Source organism: Lentzea kristufekii, from assembly GCF_033949925.1.
GTDB classification, from domain to species: Bacteria; Actinomycetota; Actinomycetes; order Mycobacteriales; family Pseudonocardiaceae; genus Lentzea; species Lentzea kristufekii.
Genome location: NZ_JAXAVV010000008.1, coordinates 362,493 through 378,264, shown reverse-complemented (window position 1 = coordinate 378,264; position 15,772 = coordinate 362,493). Strand labels below are relative to the sequence as shown.

At 68.1% G+C, this 15,772-nt stretch carries 11 protein-coding genes and 2 pseudogenes; 11 read left to right on the top strand and 2 right to left on the bottom strand.

Going from position 1 to position 15,772, the window contains the following annotated elements:
• Positions 1-532 precede the first annotated feature (532 nt).
• From SK571_RS19205 to SK571_RS19195, 3 genes are read left to right on the top strand one after another with little or no spacing between them, the layout of a single operon-like run.
• Entirely contained in the window at positions 533-835 is a 303-nt protein-coding gene (locus SK571_RS19205) for a YbaB/EbfC family nucleoid-associated protein (RefSeq protein ID WP_258947624.1), read from the top strand.
• Between the two features lie 5 nt (positions 836-840).
• Entirely contained in the window at positions 841-1,449 is a 609-nt protein-coding gene (gene recR / locus SK571_RS19200) for a recombination mediator RecR (protein WP_319985431.1), read from the top strand.
• A gap of 41 nt (positions 1,450-1,490) precedes the next feature.
• The gene (locus SK571_RS19195) at positions 1,491-1,967 is read left to right on the top strand and encodes a uridine kinase family protein (RefSeq protein WP_319985430.1); all 477 of its coding nucleotides are present in this window, start codon (positions 1,491-1,493) and stop codon (positions 1,965-1,967) included.
• Here SK571_RS19195 and SK571_RS19190 read toward each other — a convergent pair.
• On the bottom strand, positions 1,943-5,218 hold the full coding sequence (locus tag SK571_RS19190) for an AfsR/SARP family transcriptional regulator (protein ID WP_319985429.1): 3,276 nt from the start codon (positions 5,216-5,218) through the stop codon (positions 1,943-1,945). The two genes, SK571_RS19195 and SK571_RS19190, sit on opposite strands and share 25 nt — an antisense overlap.
• A 216-nt stretch (positions 5,219-5,434) precedes the next feature.
• Here SK571_RS19190 and SK571_RS19185 point away from each other — a divergent pair, with 216 nt between their 5' ends.
• From SK571_RS19185 to SK571_RS19160, 6 genes are all read left to right on the top strand, one after another.
• The gene (locus SK571_RS19185) at positions 5,435-7,114 is read left to right on the top strand and encodes an ABC transporter substrate-binding protein (protein ID WP_319985428.1); all 1,680 of its coding nucleotides are present in this window, start codon (positions 5,435-5,437) and stop codon (positions 7,112-7,114) included.
• A gap of 42 nt (positions 7,115-7,156) precedes the next feature.
• Positions 7,157-8,161, top strand: a complete 1,005-nt coding sequence (locus tag SK571_RS19180) for an ABC transporter permease (protein WP_319985427.1) — start codon at positions 7,157-7,159, stop codon at positions 8,159-8,161.
• 5 nt (positions 8,162-8,166) lie between these two features.
• Complete coding sequence (locus SK571_RS19175; RefSeq protein WP_319985426.1) at positions 8,167-9,090, top strand: ABC transporter permease; 924 nt, start codon at positions 8,167-8,169, stop codon at positions 9,088-9,090.
• Positions 9,091-9,096: 6 nt separating this feature from the next.
• The gene (locus SK571_RS19170) at positions 9,097-10,095 is read left to right on the top strand and encodes an ABC transporter ATP-binding protein (protein ID WP_319985425.1); all 999 of its coding nucleotides are present in this window, start codon (positions 9,097-9,099) and stop codon (positions 10,093-10,095) included.
• Positions 10,092-11,198 (top strand): ABC transporter ATP-binding protein, encoded by a 1,107-nt coding sequence (locus SK571_RS19165; RefSeq protein WP_319985424.1) that lies wholly within the window; start codon positions 10,092-10,094, stop codon positions 11,196-11,198. The genes SK571_RS19170 and SK571_RS19165 overlap by 4 nt, the downstream gene beginning before the upstream one ends.
• A 79-nt stretch (positions 11,199-11,277) precedes the next feature.
• Positions 11,278-11,859 carry a TetR/AcrR family transcriptional regulator gene (locus SK571_RS19160; protein WP_319985423.1) on the top strand — a complete coding sequence of 194 codons (582 nt, stop codon included), beginning with the start codon at positions 11,278-11,280 and terminating at the stop codon, positions 11,857-11,859.
• A gap of 20 nt (positions 11,860-11,879) precedes the next feature.
• Here the strand turns inward: SK571_RS19160 and SK571_RS19155 are convergent.
• Positions 11,880-12,299 (bottom strand): annotated as a pseudogene (locus SK571_RS19155) (DedA family protein); the annotation flags it as partial.
• A 431-nt stretch (positions 12,300-12,730) separates the two neighbouring features.
• Here SK571_RS19155 and SK571_RS19150 point away from each other — a divergent pair.
• Both SK571_RS19150 and SK571_RS19145 read left to right on the top strand, forming a co-directional pair.
• Complete coding sequence (locus SK571_RS19150; protein WP_319985422.1) at positions 12,731-14,299, top strand: discoidin domain-containing protein; 1,569 nt, start codon at positions 12,731-12,733, stop codon at positions 14,297-14,299.
• A gap of 29 nt (positions 14,300-14,328) precedes the next feature.
• Positions 14,329-15,533, top strand: a pseudogene (locus SK571_RS19145) (MFS transporter); the annotation flags it as partial.
• Positions 15,534-15,772 lie beyond the last annotated feature (239 nt).

The window sequence follows — 15,772 nt, the reverse complement described above, 5'->3', positions numbered from 1 at the left end:
GGCCTAGCCGCCCCGTAAAGGGGCCAAGCCGCAGCCAAGAGCGACGCCCCAACGCACGCTCTCGCAGGGGTCCCCTCCGGATTCGGGTCCCCCGCGACCCAACATAGCGACGGGGTCTGACACTCCAGCGATGCCGAAGGCGAGCCGTCTTTACCAAACGGTCTGGGTGGGGTGGCTTCGTCACGAGTCGTGCCACAGCACTTGCTGCATCAGAGGAGGGGTGTCAAACGGACACGCTTTTCGTCCGTTTGACACCCCTCCTCTGATGTGGCCCGCTCTTGGTGCGGCTCGTGACGAAGCCACCCCACCGACGCGCCCCTCTAAGCAACGCGCCTGCGCCCAAAGCAACAGGCGTGCCATCTACCCACGCACGGCGTGGACCCCGGCTTCGGATCAGATTGGCGGGGTCTGGGGCGGAGCCCCAGGAATCAGCAGACAGAGGGGACGGCCCAACCGACGCACCCACCACCCGTACGCTGGACCACAACAAACCCCACCGAGAGGACCAGCGGTGCAACCCGGTCAGTTCGACATGCAGGCCCTTCTCCAGCAGGCCCAGAACATGCAGCAGCAGATGGCGGACGCCCAGCAGCAGCTGGCCGAAACGCAGGTCACCGGCAACGCGGGCAACGGCCTGGTCACCGCGACGGTCACCGGCGGCGGCGAACTGGTCAACCTCGCCATCGACCCGAAGATCGTGGACCCGGAGGACGTGGACACCCTCCAGGACCTGGTGATCGCCGCGATCAAGGACGCCAACGCCAAGGCGCAGGAGCTGGTGGAGCAGAAGCTCGGACCGCTCGCCCAGGGCGGCCTCGGCGGATTGCTCGGCTAACACCGATGTACGAAGGCCCGGTACAGGACCTCATCGACGAACTGGGCAGACTCCCGGGTGTTGGTCCGAAGAGCGCTCAGCGCATCGCCTTCCACCTGCTGGCAACGGAACCCGCTGACATCGAGCGGCTCCAGCAGGCACTCCAGAAGGTCAAGGAAGGCGTCGTCTTCTGCGACGTCTGCGGCAACGTGAGCGCGGAGACGACGTGCCGCATCTGCCGCGACCCCAAGCGGGACCTGAGCCTGGTCTGCGTGGTCGAGGAGCCCAAGGACGTCCAGGCGATCGAGCGCACCAGGGAGTTCAAGGGCCGCTACCACGTCCTGGGTGGCGCGCTCGACCCGCTGAGCGGTGTCGGGCCGGACCAGCTCCGGATCAGGCAGCTGCTCAACCGCATCGGCACGGCCGTCAACGGTGTCGACATCTCCGAGGTCATCATCGCCACGGACCCGAACACCGAGGGCGAGGCCACGGCCACCTATCTCGTCCGGATGCTCAGGGACTTCCCGGGCCTGACCGTCACGCGGCTCGCCAGCGGGCTGCCGATGGGCGGCGACCTGGAGTTCGCGGACGAGCTGACGCTGGGACGTGCGCTATCTGGTCGCCGGAGCATGTAGCCAGAACTCCACCGCGGCTGGGCGACACCCGCCTGGTCGCGGTGGACGGCCCGTCGGGTGCGGGCAAGTCGACGTTCGCGAGGAGCCTGGCGGACGAGCTCGACGCCCAGCTGATCAGCACCGACCACTTCGCCACGTGGGACGACCCCACGACGCAGTGGTGGCCGCGGCTGCAACGAGCACTCGACGAAGTGGCGCGGAACCGCGAGGGCCGCTACCGCAGAACCGATTGGTCCCAAGGGTTTCCGTGCATCGGTGAAGGCGACGAGGTCGTCATCACTCCACAAAGGACCATAGTCTTCGAGGGCTTCTCCTCGGCCAGGAAAGCGAACACCCGCCTGAGCCTCGCGATCTTCGTGGACCACGAGGACGAACGAGCGAGGCTGGAACGCGCGGTGAAGCGCGACGGCGAGCACCAACGAGCACACTTCATCCGTTGGCAGCAGTACGAAAGAGGCTGGTTCGCGGTCGACGAGACCAGGTTCAGAGCTGACTACGTTGTCACGTCGAGCAGTTGAGCCTGGACGACGGAGGCCTCGGGCGTCCCGATCGCGCTGAAGACCTCCAGCGAGGAAGACCAGTGCGCCCGCGCGGAGTCGGAGTCGCCCAGAGCGAAGGCGGCATCGCCCGCCAGCTGCAAAGCGCGTCCGTACACCCAGCGGTGACCGGAGTCCAAACCGACCGAGGCCGCCCGCAGAGCGCATTCCAAGGCGCCGGTGGCGTCGGACGTGTCGAGGTGGGTGCGCCCGAGCACGAGCAGCACCTCCATCTCGGCCAGCCGGAACTGCGACCGGCCCGCCTCGACCAGCGCCGAGGTTGCCATCGACAGCGCCTCCTCGAAACGGCCTGCCGAGCGGTACGAGGAAGCCAGGCCGCGGCGCGCCGAGCAGATGCCCCACGAGTAACCGGTCTCGACCGCGATCGCCAACGCCGACGAGAACTGCTCCAGCGCCTCCTCGACACGTCCGGAGCCCTCCAGGGCGCGGCCGAGCAGGTTCTGCGCGTCACAGACGCTCTTGACGTTCTCCAGGTCCTGGGCGATCTGCATGGCGGCGGACGCTTCCAGGGCGGCTTCCTCGTAACGGCCGCGCATGATCAGCGTGATGGCCATGCCCTCGTGCATGGTGTGGCCGAAGTTGCGGGCCGCCGCACGTTCGTAGAGCTCGCTCGCGCGCACGAAGTAGGTGGCGCCGAGTTCGGGCTCACCGCGTGATGCGTAGACCTCGCCCAGTGCGCGCATCGAGTTCGCTTGGGTGATCCACGAGTCGATGCGCGTGCCGGCCTCCAGTGCTTCCTCGAACGTAGACGCCGCGCGGTCGAGCTGGCCGAGCTGCATGTAGACGCCGCCGAGGTTGAACAGCGCGTTCGCGAGCAGCTGGGGCGCGCCCACCCGGCGGGCGATCACCAGGGCGCGTTCGAGGTGGTCGGCGGCGTGTTCGAGCTCGCCGAGGTCGATGTAGACGCTGCCGGCGTTGGACAGCACGGCGGCCTCGGCCTCGGGCAGGTCGATGTGTTCCTGCAACGCGATGGCCTGCTGGTAGTGGCCCAGTGCGTTGCGGTGCTGCCCGGTCACCCAGTACAGCGTGCCCAGCGACGACAGCATCGCGAGCTGGCCGAGCTCGTCACGCGGCGCACGAGCGCCCAGGAGGCCGGCCTTCGCGGTCTCGCGCCACTCGGCGGCGAGGCCCTGCGTGTAGAAGTAGCCGCGCAGGGCGTCGGCCAGCTGCCACGGCGAGTTCTCGGGATCGCGTTCGACGGAGTGCGCCACCAGCGCGACCAGGTTCGCACGTTCGACGTCCAGCCAGGTCAGGGCCTCGGTGGAGGTGCTGAACGTCCGCGGCACCACGCTGTCCAGCGGGGCCGGTCGCGGGAAGCGGAACAGCGTCGACTTCATCGCCGAGGTGGCGTTGTCGACCGAGCGCACCGCCCAGTCCAGCAGCCGCCGCAACGCGAGCCGCGCGTCCGCACGGCCCTCCTCGAACGCCAGGCGCTCGGCCGCGTAGTCGCGCAGGAGGTCGTGGAACTGGTAGCGGGACGGCGCGTGGTTCGAGATCAGGTTCGCGGTGGCCAGGCGGTCCAGCCGCCGGCGGGCGTCCTGAGTGGTCAGCCCGCTCAGCGCGGCGGCCATCTCGGGGGTGAAGTCGGTGCCGGGAACCAGCGACAGCACCCGGAACATCTGCGCGAGCTCGGGCTTCAGCGCCGTGTAGGAGAGGTCGAACGCCGCGTGCACCGCGACCCGTTCGTCGCCCTCGACGGCCAGGGCCGCGAGCCTGTTGCCCGCCCGCAGCTCCTCCACGTAGTCCGCAATGGACAGCTCCGGGCGCGACACGAGGTTCGCGGCTGCGATACGCAAAGCCAATGGCAGATGCGCGCAGAGGGCCGCCAGCTCCAGCGCCGCGTCCTCCTGGGACGCCACCTCGTCCGCGCCCAGGATGCCTGCGAGGAGTGACTTCGTCTCGTGCCAGTCGAGCACGTCGAGCCGCACGTTCGACGCCGCGTGCGAGACGGCCAGGCCGCGCAACGTGTCGCGCGAGGTCACCAGCACCGCGCACCCCGGCGAACCGGGCAGCAGAGGACGGATCTGCTCGGCGGAAGACGCGTTGTCCAGCAGCAACAGGACCCGCTGACCGGTCAACGTGGACCGGAACATCGCCTCCTGCTCGTCCTGGTCCAGTGGCACCTGGTCGGGCTCGGTGCCCAGCGCCCGCAGGAACCGGGGGAGCACGTCCACCGCGCTCAACGGCGGTCCGGGGGCGTATCCGCGCAGGTTGACGTACAGCTGACCGTCCGCGAAGTCGGCACGCATCCGGTGCGCCGCGTGCACGGCCAACGCCGTCTTGCCCACACCCGGCGGCCCGGCCAGCGTCACGACCGGCACGCCCTGCGCGGTCCGCAGCAGGGCCACGATCAACGACACGGCCTCGTCGCGGCCGACGAAATCGGGGATGTCCGCGGGCAGCTGCGACGGCACGACCCGTTCCGGCTTCGCGACCACCGGCGCACCGGTCGAGGCCGCCACCGCGTTGATCGACCCGGACAGCACCTGGCCGTGCACGCGCCGCAGCTCATCGCCGGGATCGATGCCCAGCTCGTCGCCCAGCAACCGCGAAACGCGCTGGTAGGCGGCCAGTGCCTCGCTCTGTCGCCCGGACCGGTACAGCGCGACCATCAGCTGCGCCCAGAACCGCTCGCGCAACGGGTGTTCGCTGGTCAGCCGGGACAGCTCCGCGACCAGCTCGCCGTGGCGGCCCAGTTCGAGATCGATCTCGACCCGGCGTTCCAGCACGTGCAGGCGGCGCTCGTTGAGCCGCGGCACCTCGTCGCGGTGCAGGATCTCCGACGGCACGTCGACCAGGGCCGGACCCCGCCAGAGGCCCAGCGCGGCGGCGAACGCGGCCGACGCGGCCTGCAGGTTTCCGGCGGCGCGCTCCTGCTCGCCCTGTTCGATCAGGGGTTCGAAGCGCATCAGGTCGATGGTCTTCTCGTCGACGTCGATCAGGTACCCGTCGGGCACGGTCTTGATCGGCACGGACGGCCCGAGCAGCTGTCTGAGACGCATCACATAGGTCTGCAGCGTCGCCCGCGCACGTGCGGGTGGATCTTCACCCCACACGTTGCCGGCGAGTTCGTCCACGGACACCGACGTGCCCGCACGCAGCAGCAGCGACACGAGCAGAGCGCGCTGCCGGCCTGCCCTGACCAGCAGAGGCTCACCGTCGAGGAGGACTTGGAGAGGGCCGAGCACGCGGAACTCGACCATTCTGCTCATGTGACCTCCTCCGCGTGTCGGTGTTGTTTCTACAGCCTAAGAGAGCGTCCGACGCATCTGCCGTGCTCACGTTGGGTCAGCGGCCGTGCGCCGGACGTATCAGAATGCCTGGTCTAGTGGCCGGATCGTGACCTGAGTAACCCCGGACGGGGTATCTACAACGGTTATGGTCGGCGACCACACCGTGAGATGTGCGGATTGTCCAAGGGGTGTTTGATGGTCCACTCAGTAACGGCTCGCCGCCGTTGGGTTGCCGCGATCGGCTTCCTCAGCGTCAGCGCGCTCGCCCTGTCCGGTTGCGCGCAATCCCAGCGCGACTCTGGCGGCGGCGGCAAGGAAGGCGGCACGCTGACCTTCGGCGCTGCCGGCGCGCCGAAGCTCTTCGACCCGTTCTACGCGACCGACGGTGAGACCTTCCGGGTCTCCCGCCAGATGTTCGAGGGTCTGGTCGGCTTCAAGCCGGGTACCGCCGAGGTCGAGCCCGCGCTGGCCACGAAGTACGAGCCGAGTGCCGATGGCAAGACGTGGACGTTCACCCTCAAGGAGGGCGTGAAGTTCCACGACGGCACGGACTTCAACGCCGAGGCCGTGTGCTTCAACTTCAACCGCTGGTACAACCAGAAGGGCGCCGGCCAGTCCGACGCCGTCTCGCAGTACTGGCTGGACAACTTCGGCGGGTTCGCGACCACGCCGGACAAGCCCTCGCTGTTCAAGGCCTGCACGGCCAAGGACGCCAAGACCGCGGTGGTCGAACTGAACGAGGTCACCTCGCAGTTCCCGTCGGTCCTCGGCTTCACGTCGTTCTCGATCTCCAGCCCCGACGCGCTGAAGAAGTACGACGCGGACAACGTCCAGGCCGCCGGTGACGCGTTCACCTACCCGGCCTACGCGAACGAGCACCCGACCGGCACGGGCCCGTTCAAGTTCGGCAAGTACGACAAGGCCAACAACACCGTGGAGCTCGTGCGCAACGACGCCTACCACGGCTCCAAGGCCAAGCTGGACAAGATCATCTTCAAGATCATCCCGGACGAGACCGCCCGCAAGCAGGCGCTCAAGGCCGGCGACATCGACGGGTACGACCTGCCGAACGCGGCTGACTGGGCCGGCCTGAAGTCCGACGGCTTCAACGTCGCGATCCGCCCGGCGTTCAACGTGTTCTACCTGGGCATCAACCAGAAGAACAACCCGAAGCTCGCCGACCTCAAGGTCCGCCAGGCCCTGATGTACGCGATCAACCGCGAGCAGCTGGTCAAGTCGCAGCTGCCCGAGGGCGCCAAGGTCGCGACGCAGTTCATGCCGGACACCGTCAACGGCTACAACAAGGACATCAAGGCCGTCGGCTACGACGCCGCCAAGGCCAAGTCGCTGCTGGCCGAGGCCGGTGCCTCCGACCTGACGCTGAAGTTCTACTGGCCGTCCGAGGTCACGCGTCCGTACATGCCGTCCCCGAAGGACCTGTTCGGCGCGATCTCGACCGACCTGCAGGCCGCCGGCATCAAGATCGACGTCGTCACCAAGCCGTGGAACGGTGGTTACCTGACCGACGTCGACCAGGGCATCCCGGACCTGTTCCTGCTCGGCTGGACCGGTGACAACGGCACCGCGCACAACTGGGTCGGCACCTTCTTCGGCCGCACCGACAACCGCTTCAACACCGGTGTGTCGGCGTGGGGCAACGCGCTGAAGGACGACCTGGCGAAGGCCAACTCCGAGCCGGACGAGGCCAAGCGCACCAAGCTGTACGAAGAGATCAACAAGAAGATCATGGACGAGTACCTGCCCGCGATCCCGATCTCGCACTCCCCGCCCGCTCTGGTGTTGAAGTCGGACATCAAGGGTGTCGTCCCGAGCCCGTTGACCGACGAGAAGTTCGGCCCGGCCTCCAAGGGCTGAGCTGACTAGCTCCCACCACAAGAGAACAACGGGGTAGCTCAAGTGCTCCGCTACACCATTCGACGGCTGGTCCAGCTGGTCGGCGTGGTGCTGGTGCTCTCGCTGCTGCTCTTCGCGTGGATGCGACTCCTCCCAGGAGGGCCGGTTTCGGCCCTCCTGGGAGAACGCGCTACGCCGGAGTCGCGCGAAGCCCTCACCAAGCAGCTCGGCCTCGATCAGCCGATCATCGTGCAGTACTTCAAGTTCCTCGGTCGCGCCGCGAGCGGTGACTTCGGCGTCTCCACCGGTGTCCAGCCCGGTGACTCGGCGCTCGAGATCTTCATCCAGCGGTTCCCCGCGACCATCGAGCTCAGCTTCTTCGCGATCGTCATCGCGATCGTGATCGGCGTTCCGCTCGGTTACCTCGCCGCGAAGCGCCGCGGCGGCTGGTTCGACAACCTCAGCGTCATCGGCTCGCTCATCGGCGTCGCGGTGCCGGTGTTCTTCCTCGCCTACGTGCTCAAGGACGCGGCATCGGTCGGGCTCGGCCTGCCGTCGCAGGGCAGGCAGGGCGACATCAACGCCACCCGCGTCACCGGATTCTTCACGCTGGACGGCATCCTCACCGGTGAGTTCGACGCGACGCTCGACGCGCTGGAACACCTGATCCTGCCGTCCATCGCGCTCGCCACGATCCCGTTCGCGGTGATCTTCCGCATCACCAGGGCGGCCGTGCTCGACGTGCTCGACGAGGACTTCGTCCGCACCGCCGAGTCGAAGGGCCTCACCGCACCGTTGATCCGCCGCCGGCACGTGATGCGCAACGCGATGCTGCCGGTCGTCACGACGATCGGCCTGCAGACCGGTGCACTGCTCTCCGGCGCGGTGCTCACCGAGAAGGTGTTCTCGATCCCCGGTGTCGGTCAGGCGCTCGCCATCGGGTTCGAAAGGCGTGACTACCCGGTGCTGCTGCTGTTGATCATCATGGCCACGATCGTCTACGTCGTGGTCAACCTGTTGGTCGACCTCTCGTACGCGCTCATCGACCCGCGCATCAGGACGAGGTGAGCGCAGTGGCACTCGGAGTCTCCAAGAAGGAAAAGATCGACGACCTCGCCGAGAGCGCGGGCGTCTCGCTCGCGGCGAGCGCGTGGAAGCGGCTCAAGCGCAGCCCGGTGTTCATCATCGGCGCGGTGATCATCGGCATCTTCATCGTGGTCTCGCTGCTCTCGCCGTGGCTCGCCCCGCACGACCCGTCCGACAAGATGCTGATCGACCAGGTCGTCAAGGCGCGCAACGAGATCCCGCCCGCCCAGCCAGGCTACCCGCTCGGTGGTGACCTGCAGGGCCGCGACTTCTTCTCGCGCCTGCTGGTCGGCTCGCAGCAGACGCTGATCGTCGGTGTCGGTGCGACGCTGATCGGACTCACCGGCGGCCTGATCCTCGGCACGCTCGCGGGCGCCATCGGCGGCTGGGTCGACTCGATGGTCATGCGCCTGGTCGACGTCATGCTGTCGCTGCCGTCGCTGCTGCTGGCGTTCTCGATCGCGGCGATGTTCGCGCGGCCGAGCCAGTTCACCGTGATCCTCGCGGTCGCGATCGTGCAGATCCCGGTGTTCGCCCGATTGCTCAGAGGGTCGATGCTCGCGCAACGGCACAGCGATCACGTGCTCGCGGCGACGGCGCTCGGCGTGAAGAAGGGCGCGATCGTGTTCCGGCACATGTTGCCGAACTCGCTCAGCCCGGTGATCGTGCAGTCGACGCTCGTGCTCGCCACCGCGATCATCGAGGCGGCGGCGCTGTCGTTCCTCGGCCTCGGCAACCCGGACGACCGGATCCCGGAGTGGGGGCAGATGCTCGGCGACGTGCAGAACGTCTTCGACACGCATCCGCACCTCGCCGCGTGGCCCGCGGTCTGCATCATCATCGTCGCGCTCGGTTTCACGCTCATGGGCGAGACCCTGCGTGAAGCCCTCGACCCGAAGAACAGGCGGTGAGTCGTCGTGGCACTGCTCGAAGTTCGTGACCTCACCGTCGTGTTCCAGCGTCGTGGCGAGGAACCGTTCCGCGCGGTCGACGGCGTCAGCTTCGACGTCGAGCCGGGCCAGACCGTCGGCCTCGTCGGCGAGTCGGGCTGCGGCAAGTCGGTGACATCGTTGGCGATCATGGGTCTGCTGCCCAAGCGCGGCGCCACGGTCACCGGCAGCGTGACCTACGACGGCACGGATCTGCTGAAGCTGTCGGACCGGCAGATGCGCGACAAGCGCGGCAGCGAGCTCGGCATGGTCTTCCAGGACCCGCTGTCGTCGCTCAACCCGGTCGTCCCGATCGGCATCCAGGTCACCGAGGTGCTCGAACGGCACCGCGGCCTGGCCCGCAAGGAAGCCATGACCGAGGCGAAGGACCTGCTCGACAAGGTCGGCATCCCGGACCCGAACCGCCGGCTCAAGGAGTACCCGCACCAGCTCTCCGGCGGTATGCGGCAGCGCGCGCTCATCGCGATCGCGCTGGCGTGCCGGCCGAAGCTGCTGATCGCGGACGAGCCGACGACGGCGCTGGACGTGACCATCCAGGCCCAGATCCTGTCGCTGATGAAGGAACTGGTGCAGGACCTCGGCACCGCGCTCGTGATGATCACCCACGACCTGGGTGTCGTCGCGGGCCTGTGCGACGAGGTCAACGTGCTGTACGGCGGCAAGGTGGTCGAGAAGGCCAACCGGCACCCGCTCTTCGCGGAGCCGCGCCACCCGTACACGCACGGTCTGCTGGCCTCGATCCCGCGCCTCGACGCGGCGCCCGGCGAGAAGCTGACGCCGATCAGGGGTTCCGTCGCGGACAACATCCCGTGGTCGCAGGGCTGCGCGTTCGCGCCCCGGTGCCCGAACGCGCTGGACGTCTGCGTTCAGGTCACGCCCGCGGAAGAAGACCAGCTGGGTCGCCTGCTCCGCTGCCACAACCCGGTGGTGCCGGGAACTCCCGCCGCCGAGGAGGTGCCGGTATGAGCGAGACCCTGGTTTCCGTGCAGGACATGAAGGTGCACTTCCCGATCAAGCGGGGCGTGTTCATGGACCGCACCGTCGGCTACGTCTACGCGGTCGACGGTGTCGACCTGGAGATCAAGCGCGGCGAGACCTACGGCCTGGTCGGCGAGTCCGGCTGCGGCAAGTCCACCCTCGGGCGGGCGATGCTGCGGCTCAACGAGCCGACCGCGGGCAAGATGGTGTTCGACGGTGAGGACTTCTCCGCCCTCAAGGGCGAGGAGCTCCGCAAGATGCGGCGCCGGATCCAGATGGTGTTCCAGGACCCGCTGTCCTCGCTCGACCCGCGCCAGTCCGTGGAGTCGATCCTGATCGAGGGCCTGCGGGCGCACGGCCTGGACAAGGGCAAGGAGTCGACCAACAAGCGGCTCCGCGACCTGCTCACGGCCGTCGGCCTGCCGACCACGGCGCTGCGCAAGTACCCGCACGAGTTCTCGGGCGGTCAGCGGCAGCGCATCGGCATCGCGCGGGCGCTGGCGCTGGAGCCGGACCTGATCGTCGCCGACGAGCCGGTGTCCGCGCTGGACGTGTCGGTGCAGGCGCAGGTCGTGAACCTCATGGAGCAGCTCCAGGAGCAGTTCGGCCTGACCTACCTGGTGATCGCGCACGACCTCGCGGTCGTGAAGCACATCTCCGACCGCGTGGGCGTGATGTACCTCGGCGGCCTGGTCGAGGAGGCCTCCTCCGTGGACCTCTACGCCGAGCCGCTGCACCCGTACACACGGGCGCTGCTGTCGGCGATCCCGGTGCCCGACCCCGTGGTCGAGGACCGGCGCGAACGCATCCTGCTCGCGGGCGACCTCCCGTCGCCGGCGAACCCGCCCAGCGGCTGCCGGTTCCACACCCGGTGCCCCTGGCGGCAGGAGACCAAGTGCGACACCGACCGGCCGGCCCTGCGGGAGCTCAAGCCGGGCCACAAGGTGGCGTGCCACTGGGCCGAGCAGATCCAGTCCGGCGAGATCCAGCCGCACGAGGTGAAGCCGATCCTGGTGGAGGAGGGCGACGGCCTGTCGCCCGACGTCCCGCTCGTGGGACCGGCTTCGGTGACCGAAGCGCTCAACCCGTAGTTCGTGTTCTCCGGCCGGGGCCACCTCACTTCGAGGTGGCCCCGTTCGTTTCTCCAGGGCTCTGCGTTGTCCTCGGTGGATGGACAGTCGTGGCTCGATCCTCCTGCGCGCGGCGGAGATCGCCTCGGTCGACGGCCTGGAGGGCGTCACCATCGGGCGGCTCGCGGTCGAGCTCGGCATGAGCAAGAGCGGGGTGTTCTCGCACTTCGGCGCCAAGGAAGAACTGCAGATCTGCGCCGTGCACGCGGCCGCGGAGATCTTCGCGCGCGAGGTCGTGATGGCGGGTGGAACGCTCCTGGACCTGAGCGAACGCTGGCTCGATTACTCGAAGCGCCGCGTGTTCCCCGGCGGCTGCTTCTTCGTCGTGACCCGCTCGGAGTTCGCCGCCAGGCCGGGCCGCGTGCGCGACGCGTTGATGCTCTTCAACCTGCGCTGGATCTCACTGCTGGAACGGCTGTGCGGCGACGCCCAGATGGCGTTCGAGGTGGACGCCCTGCTGGCGGCCGCGGACCGGTTCGCGGTGCTCTACGACGACGCCTCGGCGTACGAGAGAGTGCGGTTGGCGTTGCGCGCACGGATCGCCATGCCGACCGGGATGGAGATGAGCGTGGCCACGCCGAACGACAACAGCATCGCGAGCCAGGCCTCGTCGACGAGCTGACCGCCGATGTACCCCACGGTGGCGGGGTAGAGGCTCCACAGCGCCGACCCGAGCGCCGCGACCGGCAAGAACCGGCGCAGCGGCCACTTCAGCGCCCCCGTCAGCAGCGCCCCGACGATGCCGCCCGCGGGCAGGAACCGCGCCGCGATGAGGATCGTCTCGCCCTTGGTCGCGAGCTGGTCGGCCGTCCACACGACCATCGACCGCGCCTTGGCGTTCTTGTTGACCTTGTCGAGGGCCCGCATCCCCATCCGGCGCCCCGCGGTAAAGTTGATCATGTCGCTGAGCAGGCAGCCGGCCGCGGCGACGAGCACGACCAGGTAGAGCGGCACCTCGCCGGACGCGGCTAGGACGCCGGCACCGATGAGCACGGCCTCCGTCGGTGCCAACGGCACGACGGCGACCAGGAACAGCACTACGAGGCTCGCTGCTGTGCTCATGATCGGTGAACGTACGTGACCCAGGTGAACAATCCCGACCTGGGTGTTTCTTCAGCGTGCCCACAGGTACCACGACCGGCTCGTCCGAACGGCCCTGTCCGCTGACCGAAAGGGCATGACTGGGTGTGACCGGGGAAGGTGTCCCGGCACGAATCCCGGTCGCCGCCGGCCTGCCCGTCGGACGTGCACGCCGGCCCGTCGAAGGCCGCACATGCCAGCGTGCCTGGTGTGATCCAGGACATATGCGCCGGGCGGTCACGTCGTGACTTCCGATGACCGCTCGGTTCTGCCTGCAGACCTCCGATCTGTCATCCATTCATCCAGTACTTCTGCCGTTGACCTGCGTGTTCGGCCGCCGTTAACGTCCGAACTCAATTGGAAAGCTTGTTTACCAATCCTTCGAGCCGCCGCCTTTGCCCAGGAGGAACGAAGTGATCAAAAAGCACACCAGAGCTGGTGTCGCGATAGCCCTGTTCGCGTTGGTGGTCCCCCAGATCGCCGCGTCGGGCACGGCCAACGCGGCTGATTCCCTGCTGTCCGCCAACAAACCCACCACCGTCTCGTCCGTCGAGGCCGAGACCTTCGGCGGCGCCAACGCCGTCGACGGAAACTCGACCACCCGGTGGGCGAGCCTCGAAGGCGTCGATCCGCAGTGGATCGCCGTCGACCTCGGCGGTGCCGCCACCATCTCCAGGGTCAAGCTCAACTGGGAGGTCGCGTACGCCTCCGAGTACAAGATCCAGACCTCGAGCGACGGCTCGTCGTGGAGCACCAAGAATACCCTCACCGGTCAGAACGGTGGCATCGACGACATCGCCATCTCGACTAGCGGCCGCTACGTGCGGATCTACGGCACCAAGCGCGGCACGACCTACGGCTACTCGCTGTGGGACCTGGAGGTCTGGGGCAGCGTCTCCAACGGCGACACCGTCGCGCCGACCGCACCGTCCGGTCTCGCCAGCACGGGGACCACGTCGAGCTCGGTCGGTCTGCAGTGGACGGCCTCGACCGACAACGTCGGTGTCACCGGCTACGAGGTCCTGCGCAACGGCAACGTCGTCGGCACCCCGACCGGCACCACGTTCACCGACTCGGGCCTCGCGTCCGGCACCGCGTTCACCTACACGGTCCGCGCGCGTGACCTGGCGGGCAACGTGTCGGCGGTCAGCAACGCGGTGCAGGCGACGACCCTGCCCGCCGGCCCCGGCGACAGCATCACGGTCGTCGCCGCCGGCGACATCGCGTCGCTGACGAACACCGAGCACTACGAGACCGCGAAGCTCATCGACCAGATCAAGCCCAACCACATCCTCACGGTCGGCGACAACCAGTACGACAGCGGCACGATCACGGAGTTCAGGAACCACTACGACAAGTCGTGGGGCAGGTACAAGAGCATCACCCACCCGGCGACCGGCAACCACGAGTGGGAGGACAACCTCAACGGCTACAAGTCGTACTTCGGCGCCCAGGCCTACCCGGCCGGCAAGCCGTACTACAGCTGGGAAGCCGGCGAGTTCCACTTCGTCTCCTTCGACTCCCAGCTGATGTACGACACGGGCAGCGACTCGACGCAGCTGAACTGGCTGAAGGCCGACCTGGCCGCGAACACCAAGCCGTGCGTCGTCGGCTACTGGCACCACCCGCGGTTCAACTCCGGCAACTACGGCGACAAGTCCAAGATGGCGCCGCTGTGGAACGCGTTCGCGGACGCCAAGGCCGACCTGGTGCTCTCGGGTCACGACCACCACTACGAGCGCCTCAAGCCGCTGAACAAGAGCGGTTCGATCGACGAGACCAACGGTCTGCGCTCGGCGATCATCGGCATCGGCGGTGACTACCTCTACAAGGACGTCAAGCCGCGCGCGGGCGTCGAGAACTGGTTCGCGGACACCCACGGCGTCGTGAAGTTCACCCTGTCCGGTCGCTCCTACTCGTGGGAGGTCATCGACACGGCGGGCAGGGTGCGCGACAAGGCCGGTCCTTACACCTGTCGCTAGTCGGATCTGGCTGTTGATCGGAGGCCGTCGTGTACATCGCAACCGCTAGGCAAGCTCCGGCTTCTGGTGGCACCGGCAGGATCGCGGGGAACGTTCTCGCGTTGGGCGCGGTGTCCCTGCTCACGGACGTCTCGTCCGAGATGGTCACCGCCATCCTGCCGCTGTACCTGGTGCTGGGACTGGGGTTCTCCCCGCTGCAGTTCGGTGTGCTCGACGGCATCTACACCGGTGTGACGGCACTGGTTCGCGTTGCGGGCGGTCACGCTGCGGACCGCTGGCAACGGCGCAAGTTCGTGGCCGGACTCGGGTACGGGATCTCGGCGCTGGGCAAGCTCGGCCTGCTCGCCGCCGGGACCTCGGCCACCGCGATGGGGCTCGTGCTGGCCGGGGACCGGACCGGCAAGGGCTTGCGCACCGCGCCGAGGGACGCGCTGATCACGTTGAGCAGCGAACCTTCGGCGCTCGGACGGGCCTTCGGTGTCCACCGCGCGATGGACACCGTGGGCGCGTTCCTCGGCCCGCTGCTGGCGTTCTGTCTGCTGTGGACGCTGCCCGCTCGCTACGACGTGGTGTTCGTCGTGAGCTTCTGCTTCGCGGCATTGGGTTTTCTGGTTCTGGTGCTGTTCGTGCGTGATCACCGGGACGTGCTGCCACGCGTCGCGGTGTCGCTGCGATCGGCTTTCGGGTTGTTGCGGTCCAGGCCGTTCCGGCGGGTCTGCCTGGTCGCGTGCGGGCTCGGGTTCCTGACGCTCGGCGACGGGTTCATCTACCTGTTGCTGCAGAAGAAGCTCGACGTCGAGCTCGCCTACATCGCGTTGCTGCCCCTCGGCACGGCCGGCGTGTACCTGCTCGCCGCCGTGCCGCTGGGGTCGCTGGCCGATCGCGTGGGCCGGTGGAAGATCTTCCTCTTCGGCCACCTCGCGCTGCTCGGCGCGTACGTGCTGCTCGCCGGTGTTTCCGGGATCTCCCTGCTGGTCGGCGTTCTGGTGCTGCACGGGTTGTTCTACGCGTGCACCGACGGCGTGCTGATGGCCGTCGCCGGGCCGATGATCCCCGACGAGCTGCGCACGTCCGGGCTGGCCCTGCTCCAGACCGGTCAGGTGCTCGCCCGTGCCGCTTCTTCTGTTCTCTTCGGTGCTCTTTGGACGTGGTTCGCTTGGTGAGGATCCTGATCGTCATCGCCGCCGTGATCGCGCTGGGCGCGGGCGCCACCGCCTACGCCCTGCGCGCTCCGGAGCAGGTTTCCGTTGCCACTGAGGCAGGTCCGGTCGAGTTGACGTCAGGCCGGCTGATGTTCGTGGACGACGCGAGCGGCAGGGTGGCCTCGGTGCCGCTGTCGGACACCTCCCGGCCGAGGCGGGTGAGTTCGTTGTCCTGCAAGCGCTTCTACACCGCCGGGGGACAGGGGCTGTGCCTCGCGGACGCCTCGGGACCGCTGCCGGGCTCGACGGCCGTCTTCGTCGACCGGGGCCT